This window comes from Gramella sp. KN1008, assembly GCF_004332155.1.
GTDB lineage: Bacteria > Bacteroidota > Bacteroidia > Flavobacteriales > Flavobacteriaceae > Christiangramia.
In genome coordinates this window covers 303,202-322,788 of record NZ_SJDV01000004.1, presented here as the reverse complement: position 1 = coordinate 322,788, position 19,587 = coordinate 303,202, and the positions used below count along the sequence as shown (strand labels likewise).

Genomic DNA, 19,587 nt, shown 5'->3' with positions numbered 1-19,587 from the left:
TAAAAAATGACAATAGTCAGCTTTAGCATTTTCTTTAATTTCCTAATTTTTTTCCTAACATCTGGGTTGCCAGCGTTGTAAACCCTACTATACTAATAGAACTAAGCGGCATAAGAATGGCTGCCACTACAGGCATGAGGTTGCCTGAGACCGCAAAACCCAATCCTATGATATTGTAACATAGGGAGAGTATAAAACTCCATTTTATTACTGAAATAGCTCCTTTTGACAATTTGAAGTATTCCGGAAATTTGTCAAACTTCCGGGCATCCAGAATCCCATCACAGGCGGGAGAAAAAACATTTATATCTTCAGAGATCACGATCCCAACATCACTTTGCGCCAGGGCTCCGGCATCATTAAGACCATCACCCACCATCATAACCTTTTTGTTCTGTTGCTGAAGATTCTTAACGAACTGAAGTTTATCACCGGGTTTCTGATTAAAGAACATTTTAGTACTGGCAGGAAGAAGCTTCTCCAATCTTTCCCGTTCATTATCATTATCCCCTGAAAGTATGATAAGCTCTTTGTCTTTGGCAAGATCTTCAAATAAGGCTGAAAGACCTTCCCTGTATGCATTATGAAAACTGAAACATCCTTTATACTGATCGTTCGCACTGATATGAACAGAGGTTTTCTGCTGATCTTCCCTGGTATCAGACTCCCCGGTAACCAACGCGTTTCTTTTAACAAAAGCGGCCGAGCCAATTTTAAGGCAAAGGTCACTTGTAGAAGTTTCAAGTCCTTCTCCAACATGTTCCCGAAAAACATCGGGTGTTGAAATATTGTTCTTTTTAAGCATCTTATAAAGAGCCCTGCTAAGGGGATGGTTTGAGGCTCTCAGGCTTCCGTTAAGTAATTCATGCTCCTGTTCGGTAAGCTCTATACCTTCATAGGTAATACTATTACGCTCACTGGTAGTAATAGTTCCGGTCTTATCAAATACAACGGTATCAATTTTAGCGGTTTGCTCAATCACCGTTGCATCTTTAAGATACAAATGATTTCTGCCGAAAATTCTCAACAGATTTCCTAATGTGAAAGGTGCAGCGAGGGCAATGGCACATGGACAGGCGATGATAAGTACAGCGGTAAAGACGTTCCAGGTTTTAGACGGCTCATAGAACATCCAGAAAATTGCTGAAATAAACGCAATGCTTAGAACGGCATAGGTAAATCGCTTACTTATCTGGTTGGTTAAGGTTTGAAAAGCACTGCTCTTATCTTTGCTAAACACCTCATCGCTCCACAACTGTGTGAGATAACTTTGTTTAACCGGCTTGAGAGCTTCTACTTCTATAATTCCTCCCTGCTGCCTTCCGCCCGCATACAACCTGTCTCCACTTAACCTTGTTACGGGCTCTGCTTCCCCGGTCACAAAACTGTAGTCTATGCTTGCATCTCCTTTAATAAGAATGGCATCCATAGGAATAAGTTCCTCATTTCTTATTATAACCCGATCTCCTTTCTCGATCTTGTATACAGGAACCTGTTCTTCGCTATGATTCCCATTTTCTGAAGTAATGCGAGTGACAGCTATAGGAAAATAGGATTTATAATCCCTTTCAAATGAAAGGAAGGAATAGGTTTTTTGCTGAAAGAATTTACCTAACAGGAGAAAAAATACCAGTCCGCTTAAGCTATCGAAAAAACCTGTACCGGCATCCATGGCTATCTCAGCCGTACTTCTTAAAAATAGCACCGCGATCCCAAGTGCAATAGGCACATCTATATTAAGCAGACCTGATCGCAGACCTTTGTATGCAGAAATGAAATAGTCTTTGCCTGAATAGAACACTACAGGTAGTGAAAAACTAAACATGAGCCATCTGAAAAGATGCTTGAATTGTTCCAGCCAGAATTCCCTAATCTCAAAATATTCCGGAAACGACAGGAACATGATATTCCCAAAGGCGAAGCCCGCAACGCCTAATTTATAAATAAGACTTCGGTCTACTCCTTTCTTTTCCTCTTCAAAATTCTCCAGTGAGATATTAGGTTCATAACCTATACGAGCCAGTAGCAGAACCAGCTCCTTAAGGCAAAGTTCATCCATGGAAAAACTAATCCGGATCTTTTTCTTTGGAAAATCTACCTGCGAGCTTTTAATGGCCCTATGAAGCTTATTCAGATTTTCCAGGATCCATATACATGAACTACAGTGGATTGAGGGTATGGTAAAAGATACTATCTGACTCTCACCATGATCGAATTCCAGGAGTTTTTCAATGATCTCATCGTTATCCAGGAAATCATATTTTCCTTCCCGGAGTTTTGGAGATATTCCGGGTGCATTCTCAAGGTCATAGTAATAGGAGAGATCATTGGAATTCAATATCTCGAATACTGTCTTACAACCGGTACAGCAAAAGGATTTTTCAGAATAGCGTATTACTTCTTCAACGCATTCTTCTCCACAATGAAAACAATTTATACTTTCCATCTTTCCAACTACCTGCATTCATGGATTACAAGAATAGGCAGGGAATTCTTCAGTGTAGAAAGCAATCCGTAGCGGGTATGCAGGAAATGGTCACAAACACTCAGATTCTTACCTATTATCACTATCATATCAAATCTTCCCTGGATCTCCTTAAGTAGATCCTCACTAAAAATCTGGGATTCTCCCATCTTGACATAACGGGTTTTGGGCTTCCCATTAACATGGGTGAGTTTTGGCCATGTGAACTCGTTGGTAGTGCTTTCATGATGATCTTCATCAAGTTCAATCACCGTGAGACGGCCTTTATTTATAAAACCGGCCTGTTCAAGATGCTGAAACACCTTCTCTCTGGAGATCACAGAATAATCCACCGGCATCACAAACTTCTCCGCTTCGTTATAGATGCTATTCCCGGGAACCGCCATTATATTACACCTTATTTTACGTATAACCTCATAGGCATGATCGCCCAGCAAAGGATGCTGATGCACTGCCTTGCTTGCCGCACCGATGAAAATTAGATCTATTTTCTTCTCATCAAGTGCCTTTCTAACGGCATTTATCAGGTTATCTGAAGATAAGATTGTATTGAAACTATGTTCGGGATTTTTGGTATAATGTTCCAGATCGTGAACACTATTCTGAAGTTTTTCCAAAGTTGAAACCAGTTCACTTTCAAGTGACTTACTAGCCGACTTACTAAAATTGAAGTCATGTATATTAAGGAGAAAAAAGTTTGCTGCGATATTCTGAAGAAAATCGACAGCATAACGGCCTGCATTATCAGAAACCTCCGAAAAATCGGTAAGGATTAATACGTTCATAGGTCATCACTTAACAACAGCGAAATTAAGTGAAGCCTGTAAGGGGAAAAATGACCAAAGTCAGTTCTTCCCGTTTAATTCATTTTAAGGGTCTCTAACTAATATTTTTTAACGCCTCAGAATCAACTAGTTTTATATTTCTCCCCTCTATTTCTATAAGCCCTTCTTTCTTAAATTCTGAAAGTGTTCTTATAAGACTTTCCGGAGCCATCCCCGCCACACCTGCAAGATCTGATCTTGAGATCCTAATACTTTTAAGAGGATGTTTCTTGATTCTTTCAGCAAAAAGAAGAATGGTATTGGCTGTTTTTTTACGAACCGAGCCGTAGGCCATGTCCATTAATTGTTTTTTAAGTTCTGAAAGGTTATTATTGAGAACTTCTACTAGTTGAAGTGTTATTCGTGGATTACGACCAAGTATTTTATGAAACTCTTCTCTGGACACCACATACAACTGAGTATCTTCCATAGCCGTAGCGTAATCTTCGTAAGCCGACTGCGGATCATTGGCATGATTTCCAAAAAAATCATCGTCCTTATATAATTCGGTAATTAGTTCCTTGCCCTGGTTGTCCATTCGGTGAGCTTTCACTACCCCTCTTTTTACCAGGTAAAAGAAATTGGATTTTTTACCTTTTTCATAGATGATATCTCCTTTTTTAAATTCCTCCAGTGGATATTCTCTAAAGACCTCTCTAAGATCATCCAGGTTCCTAAGATCCCCGCCCGCGACTGGTTCCTTTTTCTGGTTGGACTGTAAAATTTCCACTTTTGCAAGTCTGCTTTCCACCGCACTTAGAAGATCTTCTTCTTCAAATGGCTTGGTTAGGTAATCATCTGCACCCAGGTCCATCCCCTTACGAATATCCTTATGTTCAGTCTTGGCAGAAAGGAAGATAAAAGGAATATACATAGTCTTGGGATCCTTACTCAGTGCCTGTAATACACCATACCCATCAATCTCGGGCATCATGATGTCACATACTATAATATCGGGAAGATGTTGCTTAGCCTTTTCAATACCGTTTTTCCCGTTTGAAGCAGTGAAAACCTCATAATTGGATAGCTCCAGTAATTCAGCGGTGTTTTCACGTACGGTTACATCGTCTTCAATAAGCAATACTTTCTTCATAGAATCATTTAAATTAATCAGTTGTTTTTCACGGGCAACACTACAGTAAATCTGGTTCCTACATTTTCCTTACTGGTAAAGTGTATACTCCCATTAAGATTTTCAAGATGAGCCTTGGCTATGTTGAGACCAATTCCTGTTCCCTGGTCCAGAAGCGCATTCTCTGCCCTGAAATATCTTTCAAAGATATGCTTTTGATCTTTTTCCGGGATTCCTCTTCCCTGATCTTCCACATCGAAGATTATGGTATCCCCTTCTAATCTTACATCAAATTTAATCACTGTATTTTCAGGGGAGTATTTAATAGCGTTCCCTAACAGGTTAGACAGTATGAGTTCCAGTATTTTCTCATCCTGATGCAGACTTATATCGTCCAGATCTCTGGGATAAACAATTTCCTGGCCGTCCTTTAAAGTAATATTAGCATTGTAAACCACCTCATTTATTAGTCTTTTCAAACTAAAAGTGGTGAATTTATACTGACCTTTTCCTGAATCAAGTCTTTCTATAGATAGAAAATCGTTAAGAATATTATTTAGATAATGCACTTTATTTCGAATAGTAACAAGGTGCTTCTCTCTTTTTGGCTGCTGATCTTCACGAGTATATTTTTCTGTTAGCGTAGCCGAAGTAAGTATCCCGCTCAAAGGAGTCTTGAACTCATGGGAGACCAAAGAAAGAAATTTTGTCTTTAGTTCATTTAGTTCCTTTTCCTTATGCAGGGCATCCTTTATTTTCCTTTCAGCCTCGGTTCTCCTCCTGATCTCCTCTTCCAGATTCTCGACGGTTTCTCTAAGCTCACGTGTCCTGATCCTTATCTTATCTTCCAGTTGGGTATTCAGTTCCTTTATCTGCTTTTCAGCCTCCTGTCGAAGAGTGATATCTATCACAAGAGACATCACATAATCTTGACCGTCCATCGTAAACGGATTGAGACCAGCTTCTACCGGAAAACGGGTGCCGTCCTTTTTTACACCATGAAGGTCTCTACCATGCCCCATTTGGCGCTTCTCACTTTTATCAAGAAAATTATTGAAATGAGTATGATGACTGTGATGATACTCCTTCGGGATAAGAATATCGAGATGTTTATCTGTAAGCTCGCCTTCTTCATATCCAAACATTGCTTCTGCAGCTTTATTGGCAGCAACAACGATTTGTTTAGAATTTACGACAATAATCCCTTCAGAGGCAGCCTGAAATAAGACATTGAAAACATCTCTGTGGTCCAGAAATTCCTGCAAACTAATATTCGTTTAGGTAGTTCTACTTTTAAAATTATGTTAAAAAACCCCTGGTTTTTCGGAAATTTAAAGGTAAAAATTTTTTACGAAGTTGGTGATATTTTGCAAAAAATTCAAGCAATACCAAGTAAAAAATCGCCACTCGGTCAATCCCTGTTCACAGGATGATCTTCATAATAATCCTCAAAGGTCTTTTTGGTCACATATTTATCAGTAAGAACCTTATAAACAGTAAAAAGCAAGAGTATCTGACCGGTAACCATTAGAAAATAAAGGATGGGAAAAGGAAATTGAAGACTGGCCAGAATTGTAAGCAACACCAGAATAAAAGTGGTGATAATAAGTAAGATGAATCCCATATTTTTCATACTTTTAATTTAAGGATTTAGGAGTTTTTTTTTCTTAAAAAAGAGCCAAAACAATTAGCGGAAGTCAATACTGATGAGGATCATATTTTTATAGATAATCAATAAGTAGCTTTGAGTAAATCAAAACATTAAAACTATGCTAGCTCAAATTCAATTCGTGAAAATACCTACCAGTGAAGCCCTTACTACTTACACCCAGAACAAACTAAAAAAACTGACCGATAGATTTGAAATGATAAATTCCATTGATGTCTATTTTAAACTGGAGAATGACCCAGGTGGTACTGGAAAGATATGTGAAATAGAGTGCAGTATTCCCGGAACCAAAGTTTTTGCTGCAACTTCCCAGCATTATTATGAACACGCCGTAAAGATTGCTCTCGCCGAGATTGAGAAGCAACTGAAAAAAAGAAAGGCCGTTATGATGGCCCATTAACCAAAAACCATAGTCATGAATACGATTCTTGTTCCCGTTGATTTTTCGGAATATTCCGAATATGCACTTGAAGTGGCCGCTAGCATTGCTAAAAAGCAGGATGCCGAAATAGTAGTGGTCCACATGATGGATCTTCATGACTCTTTTCTGACCAACGATGAAAAACAGGAGGTCTTTAACGCCATCCAGTTTATGGAGCTTACCAAACGACGTTTTGAGAAATTCCTGGATAAGGAATTTCTCAAAGATGTTGAGGTATTACAGGCTGTGCGGAATTATAAAGTCTTTAAAGAACTTAATGATGTCGCTAAAGAGTATGAGGCCGATCTTATTGTTATGGGATCACATGGCGCTTCAGGCTTTAAGGAAATCTTTGTGGGTTCAAATACCGAAAAAGTGGTGCGAACCTCCGAAACCCCTGTGCTGGTTATTAAGAATCGTATTCCGGACTTCAGTATCAAAAAAGCGGTCTTCGTAACCGATTTTGATCAGAATACAACAGAAGCTTACCTCAATGCGCGAGATCTGTTCAAACTTTTTAATGTTGAACCCAAATTACTCTTTGTTAACGTTCCCGAAAAATTCATTAGCACAAAGGAAATGGAAGGTCTTACAAATGAGTTTCTAAAAAAAGCGAATCTGGACACTCCTGAATTCAGGAAAAAAATCGTTTACTACGATGATTACACACTGGAAAAAGGCATATTCAATTATTGCCACAGTACCAGGACAGATATTATAGCGATACCAACACATGGACGCAAAGGTATAGCTCATTTCTTCTACGGAAGTGTTGGAGAGGATGTCGCCAATCACGCTAATATTCCTGTACTTACTTTTAAGATGTAACGGTTCCGCCCGCCAATAAATAATATCTTTTAGATCATGAAGACTGTATTCGCAATCCTATTAAGCGTTCATCTTCTTATCCATTTCATAGGATTCCTGAGAGCCTTTAACATGGTGGAAATGCCGGAATCTACTTTACCAATTTCCAGGACACAGGGAATCTTCTGGCTACTAACGGGCATTCTGTTTATTCTGCCTGTTATACTTTATATGCAAAACGATCCTCTATGGGCGATTATCACTATACCCCTGGTGTTCATGTCACAAGTGCTACTTATCATGAACTGGAAAGATGCAAAATTTGGCACTATTATTAACCTGATAATAATAGCGGTCGCTATTGTTTATGTCGCAGGCTGGCAGCTACAGAACAGCTAATTAGAAGAATCAGATCACAAAGAATTAAGAGCAATCTCTACCATTTCTCCCAGTTTTTGCTCTCTTATTAGAGCGCTCACTTCCTCACCATTCACCAGAGAATCTGAAATAGTCAAAATAGCAAGTGCATCTATTCCGAATTTCGCGGCAACAGTATAAATAGCAGCCGCTTCCATTTCTACGCACAGAACACCATGATCAGCCCATTTTTTATAGGAGTTTTTAGCATCTTCGTAGAACTTATCTGAAGAGAGTACATTCCCAGCTCGGAAATCGATCTTATTTTCCCTTGCATAATCCACCGCTTTTATAAAAAGGTCAAAACTGGCTGTGGGAGCAAAATCGGCATGCGCAAAAGATGATTTATTCATAGCCGAATTTGTTGAAGCTGCCATTGCGATCACTATATCCATCAATTTAATATCCGGTTGGTAGGCACCGGCGCTGCCCACCCGAACCAACTTCTTGACCCCATATTCCCTGATGAGTTCATTGCAATAAATGAGCGTGGAAGGAATTCCCATCCCGGTCCCCTGAACCGAAATACGTTTTCCTCTGTAGGTCCCAGTGTAACCCAGCATTCCCCGAATGTTGTTGTAACAGACAGCGTCTTCCAGAAAAGTTTCGGCTATCCATTTAGCCCGTAGCGGATCCCCGGGTAGCAGGACTGATTCGGCAATTTCACCTTTTTTTGCTTCTATATGTAAACTCATATTACTTCTGATTTTTGGAGATTATTTTTATTCCGGAGGAAGTACCTATCCTGTCCACACCCATTTTTACATATTCCAGAGCGGTTTCATAATCCCGAATTCCACCAGAAGCTTTAATCTGCATTTTATCTTTCACCACCTCTTTCATGATCCGGATATCTTCCAGACTGGCTCCACGACTCCCAAAACCTGTGGAGGTTTTCACAAAGTCGGCACCGGCTTGTAAAGACAGTTCACAGGCCAGCTTTATCTCCTCTTCTGAAAGATAACAGGTTTCCAGAATCACTTTTAGTAACTTTTCCCCTATCGCTTTTTTTATAGAGGCTATCTCTTCCTGTACTTCTGCATTTCTGCCATCCTTAAGATATCCCACATTTATAACCATATCAATTTCATCTGCTCCATCATCCACAGCCTGCCGCGCTTCTTCGATCTTTGATACCATCGAAGAGGCTCCAAGCGGAAAACCAATCGTTGCGGCAAGTTTCACTCCTGAATCACCAAGAAAAGCCTTTGCTTCCTTCATGTAACAACTATTTACACAAACCGCGTAAAACCGATGTTGTACTGCTTCTTTACATAGCTGTTCAATGTCCTTTACCTGCGCGGAAGCTGAAAGCAGGGTATGATCAATAAATTTACTGAGTTCCATATATCTTTTTATTCAGAAGATCCAAAATTAAGGTTTTTAAGAACACCTAATTACAAGTAAGGACTCCTTCCCATTCAGATCCAAAAATACCAGTAGTATCCTCCCCTTAAAATGATATAAATCATTCTATTCTTAATTATTAAGGTTATCTAAAAAGTCGGTCTCGAAGCAATAAAGGACATTTTTATCTTAAATATGACGACTGTCATATTTTTCCTTGGACTTACCCCATACTTTTGACGAGAGTAATTAAATATCAAAACATTATGAGATTTAGCATTAAAAGTCTTTGGATACTAAGCATCGCAGTATTGGTTAGTTGTGGAGGAAAGGAAGAAAAAAAAGAATCTGATGAGATAGAACTTGGGAACTACTCCAAAAAGGAAGAAGTGACCAAGCCCGCTTCCAGCACTTCTACAGAATCCATGGTTGACATGGATAACAAAGGGATTGGACCGGTAACGAACGTAGAATTACCTGACGAGATAGATCAGGAAATGGTTGCCAAAGGAAAAGCCATCTTTGATTCAAAATGTCTTGCATGCCACAAACCAGACAAAAAATTCATTGGTCCGGCTCCTGCAGGTGTTTTAGACAGAAGATCTCCAGAGTGGGTGATGAATATGATGCTTAACCCTGAGGAGATGGTACTTAAAGACCCTATTGCCAAACAATTGCTTATTGAGCACAACGGTTCTCCAATGGCAAATCAGAACCTTACTCAGGAGGAAGCCAGACAAATTCTGGAGTATTTCAGAACTCTGGAGTAGGATGTGAATATGACCAACTAAAATCCAATTCATATGAAAACAGCAATCAAATTTCTTCTATTAACAATTCTTATCTCTGGTCTTACCGCCTGTAAAAATAATGCTGAGACCAAAGAAAATAATGAAGTATCGACCACTACAGAGCAGCCCCAGGAAAGACAGGGACAAGCCTTTGTCAAGGATGATGTTTCTGAACCTACAGTTCTGGATATTGCAATCCAGTCTGAGGATCACAAAACTCTGGTAGCTGCAGTTCAGGCTGCAGAACTGGAAAATGCTCTGGTAAATGCAGGTCCTTTAATGGTTTTTGCTCCTACAGATGAAGCATTTGCAGCTTTACCTGAAGGTACAGTTGAAGACCTCTTAAAACCTGAAAATAAAAACAAGCTATCACATATCCTAAAACATCATGTCACTCCCGGGAAATACGACAAGGAATTCCTGAAAAAATTCAAAAAACTTGGACAGGCAAGTGACCTTAATGTTCCTGTAGAGGTAAAAGGAGAAGACGTATATGTTGGTGGAGCTAAAATAATTGCCAGTGTATCTGCCGGAAACGGTATCGTACACGTTGTTGATAAAGTAATTATCCCAGAAAATTAATAAGTCTAAAAATCAATCTCACAATCATGAAAAAATCAGTTTTATTTATACTATCACTGTTCATGGCAGCCGGTTTCTTTAGCTGCAACAACAGTGAAAACTCCAAGAATGGAGATCGTGGAGCATTAGCCTCCAGTGCCGCAGAGAAAACATATGTAGCACCCGGAGAGCACGATGAGTTCTACGCCTTCATCTCAGGAGGTTTTAGCGGACAGCTATCTGTCTATGGTCTTCCATCGGGAAGATTATTAAAAGTGATTCCCGTATTCTCTCAGGATGCTGAAAAAGCCTGGGGTTACAATGAGGAAACAAAACCTATGTTGAATACTTCCCACGGGTTTGTTCCATGGGATGATGCTCACCACCCTGATATTTCCCAGACAAATGGAAAACTAGATGGTCGCTGGGTGTTCATTAATGGTAATAACACCCCAAGAATCGCAAAGATCGATCTTACTACGTTTGAAACTACCGAGATCATAGAGGTACCAAACTCTGCGGGTAACCACAGTTCATCTTTTGTGACTGAAAACACTGAATATGTGGTAGCAGGAACAAGATTCTCTGTACCGGTTCCTCAGCGTGATATGCCTATTAAGGATTACAAAGGAAACTTTAAAGGCTCCCTTACTTTTATTAGTGTAGATCCTGAAGAAGGCCACATGGATATCAAATTCCAGCTAATGATGCCTGGATTTGACTATGATCTTTCCCATCCCGGAAGAGGTAAATCTCACGGCTGGTTCTTCTTCTCAACATATAACACTGAGGAAGCAAACTCTTTATTAGAGGTAAACGCTTCTCAAAACGATAAGGATTTTATCGCGGCTGTTAACTGGAAGAAGATCGAAGAGTATGTAAATAACGGAGGCGGTAAGACAATGCCTGCCAACTACGCCCACAACGTGTATGATGAAGATACTCATACTGCTACTTCCACTATGAAAAAAGAGGTGCTTGTGGTAGATCCACTAGAAGTTCCTGGAGCCGTATTCCTGCTACCTACTCCTAAATCCCCACACGGATGTGATGTGGATCCAACAGGGGAATATATCATAGGAAATGGTAAACTTTCAGCCGACCTTACTATTCACTCTTTCACAAAAATGATGGATGCGATCGAGAACGAAAAATTTGATGGTGAAGCTTATGGAATCCCGATCCTGAAATTTGAAGACGTTCTTGCCGGAACCGTAAAACAAGCTGGTCTTGGACCACTACACACAGAGTTTGATGGAGAAGGAAACGGTTATACTTCTTTCTTTATCTCTTCTGAAGTAGTGAAATGGAAAGTAGAAACCCAAGAAGTAATAGACAGAAAACCTGCTTACTATTCAGTAGGACACGTAATGATACCCGGAGGGAACTCAGCTGAACCATTTGGTAAATATGTAATCGCAATGAATAAGATCACCAAAGATCGCTACCTGCCTACAGGTCCTGAGGTAACTCATTCTGCGCAGCTGTATGATATCAGTGGTGAAAAAATGGAGTTGTTACTCGATTTCCCAACCATTGGTGAACCTCACTATGCTGCAGGTATCCCGGCAGATATCATTAAGCCTAATTCCAAGAAGATATTCAAACTGGATGAGAACAAACATAAGCATGCGACCCTTAATAATGGTGATGCCCGTGTAGAAAGAGATGGAAATGAAGTGCACGTTTACATGACTATGATCAGAAGTCACTTTACCCCAGATAACATTGAAGGTATTAAGGTTGGAGACAAGGTTTACTTCCACGTGACCAACCACGAACAGGATTACGATGTGCCACACGGAATTAGTATGATAGGTGCGAACACCTCAGAATTGCTGATCATGCCTGGACAGACCGAAACATTTGTCTGGGAACCAAAACAGCCCGGAGTATGGCCATTCTATTGTACAGATTTCTGTTCAGCTTTACACCAGGAAATGCAGGGATATGTTAGAGTTTCCCCCGCTGATTCAGACATAGAACTGAGCTGGTCTCTTGGTGAAGATTGATGTTTAGTTAGATGGGAAATACATGGTACTAAGGGCATGTGTTTCCGTGAAGGCGGGGGTTGGTTGATTGCTCCCGCCTTTCTATTAAAAAATATTAAGATGAAAAAAGCCGGAATAATAATGATCTTGGGTTCGCTACTACTGCTGGGCCTGTTTAAATTCCCTCTCTGGAATATTATGCTGGGAGCTCCCCAGTATCCGGATCCCATGGGAATGAACATCCACATAACCGGGATCGAAGGGGTTCATGAGTTTGACATACAGAATATAGACGGACTTAATCACTATATTGGTATGAAAAAGATCCCTAAACCTGAAGAAATGTGGGAGTTCGATGTGTTTCCAAAGGTAATTGGCGGAATGGTGTTCCTGGGAGTCCTTATAGGCATTCTCGGCTTCTTCGGGAAGGTGAGTTATAAATGGTTCCTTGGATGGCTTATTCTAATGTCTGTTCTTGGAGTAATGGGAATGTACGACTTTAATAACTGGCTTACAGAATATGGTACCGATCTGGATCCTAATGCGATCATGAAAATGACACATCCTGATGGTACGCCTATGACTTACAAGCCACCATTGTTAGGACATCAGAAAATGCTTAATTTCGATGTGGATTCCTTTCCACATACAGGAGCATATATGCTCTTTGTCGGAATGCTTTTAACATTAATAGCGTTCTTCGTAGGAAAAAAAGAATGGAAAACGAATAATTAAGAAGAAGATGAAGATGAAAAGCTTTATTTACACACTTATCATATCACTGGCGTTGATTTCATGTGAAATAGGTCCCAAACCCATACATTATGGCCAGGATGGGTGTGAATATTGTAAAATGACGATTGTAGACAAACAGCACGCGTCTGAACTTGTAACAAATAAAGGTAAAGTATATAAATTTGACGCAATAGAATGTATGATCAATTTCAGGAAGGAACATGACGACATACAGTATGCTCTTTACCTGGTAAATGATTTCAATAATCCGGGAGAGCTAATAGATGCCACTATGGCCACCTTTTTAATAAGCGAGAACATCTCCAGCCCAATGGGAGCTAATCTTTCAGCGTTTTATGCGGAAGCAGCTGCTAATGAGGTGCAGTCTTCTCATGGCGGAGAGGTTTATGACTGGCATGAAATCCAGCCATTCATCGGTAAAAACTAGAGCTTGAGATCCCCGGTTTTCATATTAATACTCTTTCTTCTATGCTTCCATTTTGGTTGGGGCCGAACTATTGAGGTATGCAGTAGCTGCGAACACCAAACTGTTAATGCAGCCATAGAAAAGGCTTCTGCCTTTGACACCATAGTTGTAAAGAAGGGAATCTACAAGGAGTTCAATTTACATATTACCAAGCCGCTTAGTATTATTGGAGAGGATTATCCGGTTATTGATGGAGAAAATAAAGGTGAGATCATCACCATAGAAGCTGATAGTGTAAGCGTTGAAGGCCTTAAAATCGTAAACGTTGGCACCAGCTACACGACTGATTATGCCGCGGTGAGAGTTGTTAAAAGTGAAAACTTCCTGATTAAGAACGTGCAGCTGGAACGACTGTTTTTTGGTATATATCTGGAAAAATCCAGAAATGGAAAAGTTCTCAATAATACCATTTTGGGTGACGCAGTGGAGGAATTCAGTTCAGGAAATGGGATACAACTCTGGTACTGCAACAATGTAGAGGTTATAGGAAATAGTATTAAAAAAGTGCGTGATGGCATATATCTCGAATTTTCGGATGATATACTGATCAAGGATAATACCAGCCAGGATAACCTACGATACGGACTTCATTTCATGTTCTCCAATAACGATATCTATGAAAATAATACTTTTGAGAACAATGGCGCGGGAGTAGCTGTAATGTTCTCAAAATTCATTACCATGGAAGGAAACACCTTCAGAAAGAACTGGGGAACCGCTTCCTTTGGTTTGTTATTAAAGGAGATTAATGATTCTGAAATAAAAAATAATAAGTTCGAGGAAAATACAGTGGGAATAAATATTGAAGGTTCCAACCGTATCAATTATACAGACAATGATTTTAGGAATAACGGCTGGGCCATAAAGGTTAGAGGTGCCTGTTATACCAACATTTTTACAAAAAATAATTTCTTCAACAATTCATTCGATATTTCATATAACAGCAAACTGAATGATAACCGGTTCGACAGAAATTACTGGAGCAGCTATACGGGCTACGATCTCAACAAGGACGGGATTGGCGATGTGCCTTACAGGCCCGTTAAGCTGTTTTCTTATATTGTAAACAGAACACCAGAGACCATCATCCTGCTTAGGAGTCTCTTTATTGACATTATCGATTTTTCTGAAAAGGTTTCCCCGGTATTCACACCAGATAACCTTATGGACGAAAATCCTTTACTCAAACCCATCTCCCATGATTTCAATTGAAAACCTATATAAAAGATTCGGCAAGAACCAGGTCTTAAAAGGCATAGACCTGGAGATCGAAGAAGGGGGTATCTTTGCCGTCCTGGGCCCTAATGGCTCTGGTAAAACAACGCTTATTAAAAGTATTCTGGGTATGGTAGTTCCAAACTCGGGAAGCATAAAACTTAACGGTAAAGCGGTTAAAAATGACTGGAAATACCGTAATAATATAGATTATCTGCCTCAGATCGCAAATTTCCCCGGCAACCTAAGCGTAAAGGAACTTATCCGTATGATAAAGGATCTTCGCGCTCATAAGACGACGGGAGACAAAGAGCTTATTGAACTTTTCAGACTTGAACCTTTCCTGGATAAGAAACTTAGTAATCTTTCAGGCGGAACCAAGCAAAAAGTGAACCTGGTGCTCACTTTTATGTTCGATAGCCCTCTCATCATTCTGGACGAGCCTACAACGGGGCTGGATCCCATTTCACATATAAGATTAAAGCAGCTTATTCAACGTGAAAAAGATAAAGGAAAGACTATTCTCATCACTTCCCATATTATGAGTTTCGTGGAAGAGATAGCAGATGAAATTGTTTTTCTACTTGAAGGTAAAATTTATTTTAAAGGCGATATCCCTGCTTTGAAGACCAAGACCGGGCAGCCTGATTTTGAACATGCGATAGCTTCAATTCTAACCAGTAGTTATGATAAAGATATTAAAGTATAGTTTTTACGACCTTATGCGAAGCCGTTGGAGCTACGTATATTTTCTTTTTTATTTGCTTTTGGGGCTGGTATTGCTTTTTCTCAATAATGACCTTTCAAAGGCCGTGATAACGCTTATGAACGTCATCATAATCCTGGTGCCTCTCATCGGGACTATCTTCGGGGTGATGTATTATTATAATTCCAAGGAATTTACCGAATTATTACTGGCCCAACCGGTAAAGAGAAGTTCGATCTTCCTGGGACAGTATCTTGGAGTTTCCCTTTCTCTGGCGATGAGCCTGGTGATAGGCCTGGGACTACCCTTTATATTCTATGGGATCTTTAACAGTGATGCGATAGGCAACTTCTCGCTTTTACTTATTACGGGAGCGCTGCTTACCCTCATTTTCACCGCCCTTGCCTTTGTTATAGCACTCACTAACGACAACAAGATAAAAGGCTTTGGTTATGCCATATTACTCTGGCTTTTCCTGGCCGTGATCTATGACGGAATCTTCCTGATGTCGCTTGTATTTTTTGAAGATTATCCCCTTGATAAATTTTCTCTAATTACCACCATGCTTAACCCGATAGATCTTTCCAGAGTGCTTATTCTCCTTAAAATGGACATTTCAGCCCTACTGGGTTATACGGGAGCCGTTTTTCAGAAATTCTTTGGAACCAATCTCGGGATCATATTATCTTCCCTTATGCTTATACTGTGGGTAAGTATCCCTCTGTTTCTTATAAAAAGGATATCAGGCAGAAAGGATTTCTGATAAAGGGGGTTAACATGAGTATCGTCATATATTAGATAATGATTACAGTATAAATTAGGGGGCGTTAAACAATATTGTTATGCGCGAATTACTATTACAAAGCCTCAAAAATTCCCTGAGCTATTCCAACTATCTTAAATTAGTAAAAGACCTTGTAGAAAAAGAAAGTACTACCGGAGAAATAAATCCGGACCGGGTAAAGTTCACTGCACTTAACCTTAAACGCATGCAGCGACTGAACAGGAATATTAAACTAAGTCCAAAGCAGGACGAGCGTTTTAAAAATTTAAAAACCAGGCAAACCTGGCTGGTTATACTAGAATCATGGTGCGCGGACGGTGCTCAGACCATACCCATATTGAACAAAATAGCCGAAGCTTCAGAAAATATTGATCTAAGGATTGTGATGAGAGATGAAAATCCTGAACTAATGGACAACTTCCTTACCAATGGAACCCGTTCTATTCCAAAGCTCATCATCATGGACCAGGATCTAGAAGTTCTTGCTACATGGGGACCGCGATCTGCGCCTGCTACCAGGATGGTTACAGATTATAAAAATGAGTTCGGAAAAATAGATGCTTCCTTTAAGGCTAAACTCCAGGTTTGGTATAATAAAGACAAAGGCCTTAGCATAATTAACGAACTATGTAATATTACAGGAAGATTCGAAACAGATCTTTCCGTAGTTTAATCCTTTAAGCTTAACTGGCCTGCCAGGATCAGGGCAATTGCAATAAGGAGCCACAGGCTAGCAATACCTATTAACAGATGTAAATAGGAAGTCATCTCTATTCCTGCAATCGCGGCCATACCACGGGAGAATATTAGTAACTCTGTGAGAAAGAAACCAGCTATATAAAAATAGAGACGTGACAGAGATAATTTCATTAATTGGAACTGATACAGAAAGGCCATAAGAAGCACACTTACCAGTCCCAGAAACACCCAGTGGATATAACTTATTATCATATCCAGATTGGTAAATACCGTATCTGAAATTACGGGAAATGATCCCAGTATCTGCGCGCATAATTTCACAAAAAGAAAAAGAATGGCCATCCAAACCGACGTTTTAACTAATGAGGACATTTCCTTGAATATACTCATAGCCCTTGCATACACCGCCCTGAAGAGCATTCCGAAAGAGATTAACTGCATAACACCTCCTAAGAGGGCCAGTAAGTAGAAGGACCAGTTAGGATGCATCCATAACAATGACAGGAAGAAAGTGAGAACTACTCCCCCATTCAATAAATAATAAAAAGGCGTAAAAACTTTCCTTGATAAAGTATAAGACTTCTGTTCAAATACAAACAGGAAAATACCGCACAGCGCAACGATAAACCATCCATTATACTGAAAGTGCAGGAAAAAATATATCGCGTTCCTGTACCAGGGAGAACCGCTTCCGGCAGTATTCATAATTGCTCCCAGGGCCCATGGACCTAGACTGGAAATAACCATATACCACAGAGAGATTTTTACAAGTTTATAAGAGGGCTTTTTCTTTAGAGTTGCCGGGCAGTGTTTAAAGAAAAAGTACACGAACCAATAGGAAGCCAGAAGAAAAAGACTTGAGAAAATAATAGAAAAAAGGGCGTAACCGGTAAAAGGGAAAGTAACCAACATCCCAATAATAGTAATTTGGGTAAACCAGAAGATAATACGGTATCGTTTCCTAACAGCGGCAGATTTTAAAAAAGCAAAATAAATAAGCGTGGTAAGACCCGTATACACCCAGCCCAGTAAGGCGATATGAGAATGGGTATGCACTATAAATCTGTAATTTACAGGCATATCAACAATGGGAAAAATTCTCAGCATAACGCCCAGAAAGGCGATAAGAAAGAAATAAATTAAGGCAATATTGGTGTGACGTTTTAACATTCTCATCTTCTAAAATCTAATATCTGCTTTTGCTTCAATTTAACATCAAAAAAACAAAATGAAAATATAAAAAAGGATAAAATTGTCCTTTATTTTTTTTATCTTAATGCTTCCAATAAAACTCTACTAAATGTTTTCAAAAGCATGTGAATATGGGATAAGAGCTACTCTTTTTATATCCCAGGAATCACAAAAAGAGAGGCGGGCAAGCCTCAAAACAATAGCAGGAGCAATTGATTCTCCAGAAGCATTTACTGCTAAAATACTTCAAAAGCTCGCTCAAGAAAATATTATCCAATCGGCCAAGGGACCTCATGGTGGATTCTTTATTACTCCAGACAAAAAGTCTATCGTTCTGGCAGATATCGTAAAAGCCATAGACGGCGACTCAATTGTGAATGGTTGTGCCCTCGGACTGGAAAAATGTTCAGAAGAACATCCGTGTCCGTTACACTATGCTTTTGCCAATGTAAGGGGAAATCTAAAGGAAATGCTTGAGACCACTACCATTGAAGAACTTACCACAAGACTGGATGCTGGTTTGGGATTTTTAAAGACCTGATGATGGTCTAAAAATAAAAGAGAAGGTATCTAAAAAAGGTGAATTTAAAGGACGTGAAGATAATTGAGACATTCTAGACACCTTCCCTGGTCATAAAACTTATCTAAGCTTCTTTTCAAGTTTAAGAGCTCCTGGATGTAAAATATTATTTTCCAGATGTATATGTTGATGCAGATCTTCTTCAAATTCTGCAAGTTTATCAAATAGGGCTCTGTATGTATTGCAGGCATGTGCCGGCGGCGTATAATTATCAGTGATACGTGCTATTTCCTTAAAAGTATCTCCGGCAAATTCATGCTCATCTTCCATCATCTTAATCGGGTTCTCTACTGTATTAAAATGAGGAACATTTAATTCAGTACCATCTTTTTCAGCCTGTACCATCTTTTTAATAAACGGAAAAAGTATCATCTCTTCTTTTTTAAGGTGCCCTGCCAGTTCGCCGGCTACCCTCTGGAATAACTGTTCTACTTTAATGAGTTCAGGATTATTACCTCCATGCACTCTCGCTACTTTTTGTGAATACTGAAGCAGTAAAGGAATATTGGCTTCTACATAAGTATGATGTTTACTTACAATATGATCTATAAGGTCATCAAGAGGAAGTTTGCTGAAATCCATTTCATTTTCCGTTGGCACTCCTACGTTCTTAAGGTCTTCGGCCAGAAGTGAATAATCCACTCCGCCTTTTTCACATGCTTTCTGAATACTGATTCCGCCACCACAGCAGAAATCTATTCCGTATTTCTTAAACACATGTGAGGCTTTTATATTTTCGGTTACGCAATCGGCTACCGTTCTTTCCGGGGTAAATTCCATAGTCCTGTTATTTTTTGATTATTCT

The 19,587-nt window shown here is 39.6% G+C and carries 22 protein-coding genes; 13 read left to right on the top strand and 9 right to left on the bottom strand.

Annotation, left to right across the window (positions count from 1 at the left end; all coding sequences use genetic code 11):
• Positions 1 to 34 precede the first annotated feature (34 nt).
• The 5 genes from EZJ28_RS09755 to EZJ28_RS09735 all read right to left on the bottom strand — a co-directional run bounded on the left by EZJ28_RS09755 (position 35) and on the right by EZJ28_RS09735 (position 6,005).
• Positions 35 to 2,446 carry a heavy metal translocating P-type ATPase metal-binding domain-containing protein gene (locus EZJ28_RS09755; RefSeq protein WP_131397534.1) on the bottom strand — a complete coding sequence of 804 codons (2,412 nt, stop codon included), beginning with the start codon at positions 2,444 to 2,446 and terminating at the stop codon, positions 35 to 37.
• A gap of 8 nt (positions 2,447 to 2,454) precedes the next feature.
• On the bottom strand, positions 2,455 to 3,270 hold the full coding sequence (locus EZJ28_RS09750) for a universal stress protein (protein WP_131397327.1): 816 nt from the start codon (positions 3,268 to 3,270) through the stop codon (positions 2,455 to 2,457).
• A gap of 94 nt (positions 3,271 to 3,364) precedes the next feature.
• Entirely contained in the window at positions 3,365 to 4,402 is a 1,038-nt protein-coding gene (locus EZJ28_RS09745; RefSeq protein ID WP_131397325.1) for a response regulator, read from the bottom strand.
• Between the two features lie 17 nt (positions 4,403 to 4,419).
• A complete protein-coding gene (locus EZJ28_RS09740) occupies positions 4,420 to 5,646 on the bottom strand; it encodes a PAS domain-containing sensor histidine kinase (RefSeq protein ID WP_131397324.1) in 1,227 nt (408 codons plus the stop codon).
• 146 nt (positions 5,647 to 5,792) lie between these two features.
• Positions 5,793 to 6,005 (bottom strand): hypothetical protein, encoded by a 213-nt coding sequence (locus tag EZJ28_RS09735; RefSeq protein ID WP_347562588.1) that lies wholly within the window; start codon positions 6,003 to 6,005, stop codon positions 5,793 to 5,795.
• A 145-nt stretch (positions 6,006 to 6,150) separates the two neighbouring features.
• On the opposite strand from EZJ28_RS09735, the gene EZJ28_RS09730 reads away from it, so the two are divergent.
• Genes EZJ28_RS09730 through EZJ28_RS09720 form a run of 3 tightly spaced genes read left to right on the top strand, consistent with a single transcriptional unit; the run spans position 6,151 to position 7,677 of the window.
• On the top strand, positions 6,151 to 6,450 hold the full coding sequence (locus tag EZJ28_RS09730; protein ID WP_131397320.1) for an HPF/RaiA family ribosome-associated protein: 300 nt from the start codon (positions 6,151 to 6,153) through the stop codon (positions 6,448 to 6,450).
• A 15-nt stretch (positions 6,451 to 6,465) separates the two neighbouring features.
• On the top strand, positions 6,466 to 7,299 hold the full coding sequence (locus EZJ28_RS09725; RefSeq protein ID WP_131397318.1) for a universal stress protein: 834 nt from the start codon (positions 6,466 to 6,468) through the stop codon (positions 7,297 to 7,299).
• Positions 7,300 to 7,335: 36 nt separating this feature from the next.
• Entirely contained in the window at positions 7,336 to 7,677 is a 342-nt protein-coding gene (locus EZJ28_RS09720; RefSeq protein WP_131397316.1) for a hypothetical protein, read from the top strand.
• Positions 7,678 to 7,691: 14 nt separating this feature from the next.
• Here EZJ28_RS09720 and deoD read toward each other — a convergent pair whose 3' ends face one another.
• On the bottom strand, positions 7,692 to 8,390 hold the full coding sequence (deoD, locus tag EZJ28_RS09715; RefSeq protein WP_131397314.1) for a purine-nucleoside phosphorylase: 699 nt from the start codon (positions 8,388 to 8,390) through the stop codon (positions 7,692 to 7,694).
• Position 8,391: 1 nt separating this feature from the next.
• Positions 8,392 to 9,042 carry a deoxyribose-phosphate aldolase gene (deoC, locus tag EZJ28_RS09710; RefSeq protein ID WP_131397312.1) on the bottom strand — a complete coding sequence of 217 codons (651 nt, stop codon included), beginning with the start codon at positions 9,040 to 9,042 and terminating at the stop codon, positions 8,392 to 8,394.
• A gap of 266 nt (positions 9,043 to 9,308) precedes the next feature.
• On the opposite strand from deoC, the gene EZJ28_RS09705 reads away from it, so the two are divergent.
• The 9 genes from EZJ28_RS09705 (at position 9,309) to EZJ28_RS09665 (ending at position 16,985) form a co-directional block, all read left to right on the top strand.
• Complete coding sequence (locus EZJ28_RS09705) at positions 9,309 to 9,812, top strand: cytochrome c (RefSeq protein ID WP_131397310.1); 504 nt, start codon at positions 9,309 to 9,311, stop codon at positions 9,810 to 9,812.
• A gap of 33 nt (positions 9,813 to 9,845) precedes the next feature.
• Positions 9,846 to 10,415: a fasciclin domain-containing protein gene (locus EZJ28_RS09700; protein ID WP_131397308.1), complete on the top strand. Its 570-nt coding sequence runs from the start codon at positions 9,846 to 9,848 to the stop codon at positions 10,413 to 10,415.
• A 26-nt stretch (positions 10,416 to 10,441) separates the two neighbouring features.
• Positions 10,442 to 12,406 carry a Sec-dependent nitrous-oxide reductase gene (gene nosZ / locus EZJ28_RS09695; RefSeq protein ID WP_131397306.1) on the top strand — a complete coding sequence of 655 codons (1,965 nt, stop codon included), beginning with the start codon at positions 10,442 to 10,444 and terminating at the stop codon, positions 12,404 to 12,406.
• Between the two features lie 99 nt (positions 12,407 to 12,505).
• Positions 12,506 to 13,120, top strand: a complete 615-nt coding sequence (locus EZJ28_RS09690; protein WP_131397304.1) for a hypothetical protein — start codon at positions 12,506 to 12,508, stop codon at positions 13,118 to 13,120.
• 13 nt (positions 13,121 to 13,133) lie between these two features.
• Positions 13,134 to 13,568: a nitrous oxide reductase accessory protein NosL gene (locus tag EZJ28_RS09685; RefSeq protein ID WP_131397302.1), complete on the top strand. Its 435-nt coding sequence runs from the start codon at positions 13,134 to 13,136 to the stop codon at positions 13,566 to 13,568.
• Positions 13,569 to 13,571: 3 nt separating this feature from the next.
• A complete protein-coding gene (locus EZJ28_RS09680; RefSeq protein WP_131397301.1) occupies positions 13,572 to 14,819 on the top strand; it encodes a nitrous oxide reductase family maturation protein NosD in 1,248 nt (415 codons plus the stop codon).
• Complete coding sequence (locus EZJ28_RS09675) at positions 14,806 to 15,531, top strand: ABC transporter ATP-binding protein (protein ID WP_131397299.1); 726 nt, start codon at positions 14,806 to 14,808, stop codon at positions 15,529 to 15,531. The genes EZJ28_RS09680 and EZJ28_RS09675 overlap by 14 nt, the downstream gene beginning before the upstream one ends.
• On the top strand, positions 15,509 to 16,291 hold the full coding sequence (locus EZJ28_RS09670) for an ABC transporter permease (protein ID WP_131397297.1): 783 nt from the start codon (positions 15,509 to 15,511) through the stop codon (positions 16,289 to 16,291). Before EZJ28_RS09675 ends, EZJ28_RS09670 begins: the two co-directional genes overlap by 23 nt.
• Positions 16,292 to 16,370: 79 nt before the next feature.
• Positions 16,371 to 16,985 carry a thioredoxin family protein gene (locus EZJ28_RS09665; RefSeq protein WP_131397295.1) on the top strand — a complete coding sequence of 205 codons (615 nt, stop codon included), beginning with the start codon at positions 16,371 to 16,373 and terminating at the stop codon, positions 16,983 to 16,985.
• On the opposite strand, the gene EZJ28_RS09660 is transcribed toward EZJ28_RS09665, so the two are convergent.
• Positions 16,982 to 18,187: a hypothetical protein gene (locus EZJ28_RS09660; protein WP_131397293.1), complete on the bottom strand. Its 1,206-nt coding sequence runs from the start codon at positions 18,185 to 18,187 to the stop codon at positions 16,982 to 16,984. The genes EZJ28_RS09665 and EZJ28_RS09660 overlap by 4 nt on opposite strands.
• Before the next feature lie 124 nt (positions 18,188 to 18,311).
• Between EZJ28_RS09660 and EZJ28_RS09655 the strand changes: the two genes are divergently transcribed.
• Entirely contained in the window at positions 18,312 to 18,743 is a 432-nt protein-coding gene (locus tag EZJ28_RS09655; protein ID WP_131397291.1) for an Rrf2 family transcriptional regulator, read from the top strand.
• A 99-nt stretch (positions 18,744 to 18,842) separates the two neighbouring features.
• Here the strand turns inward: EZJ28_RS09655 and ric are convergent, their stop codons facing one another.
• Positions 18,843 to 19,562: an iron-sulfur cluster repair di-iron protein gene (gene ric / locus EZJ28_RS09650; protein WP_131397289.1), complete on the bottom strand. Its 720-nt coding sequence runs from the start codon at positions 19,560 to 19,562 to the stop codon at positions 18,843 to 18,845.
• Positions 19,563 to 19,587: the final 25 nt, after the last annotated feature.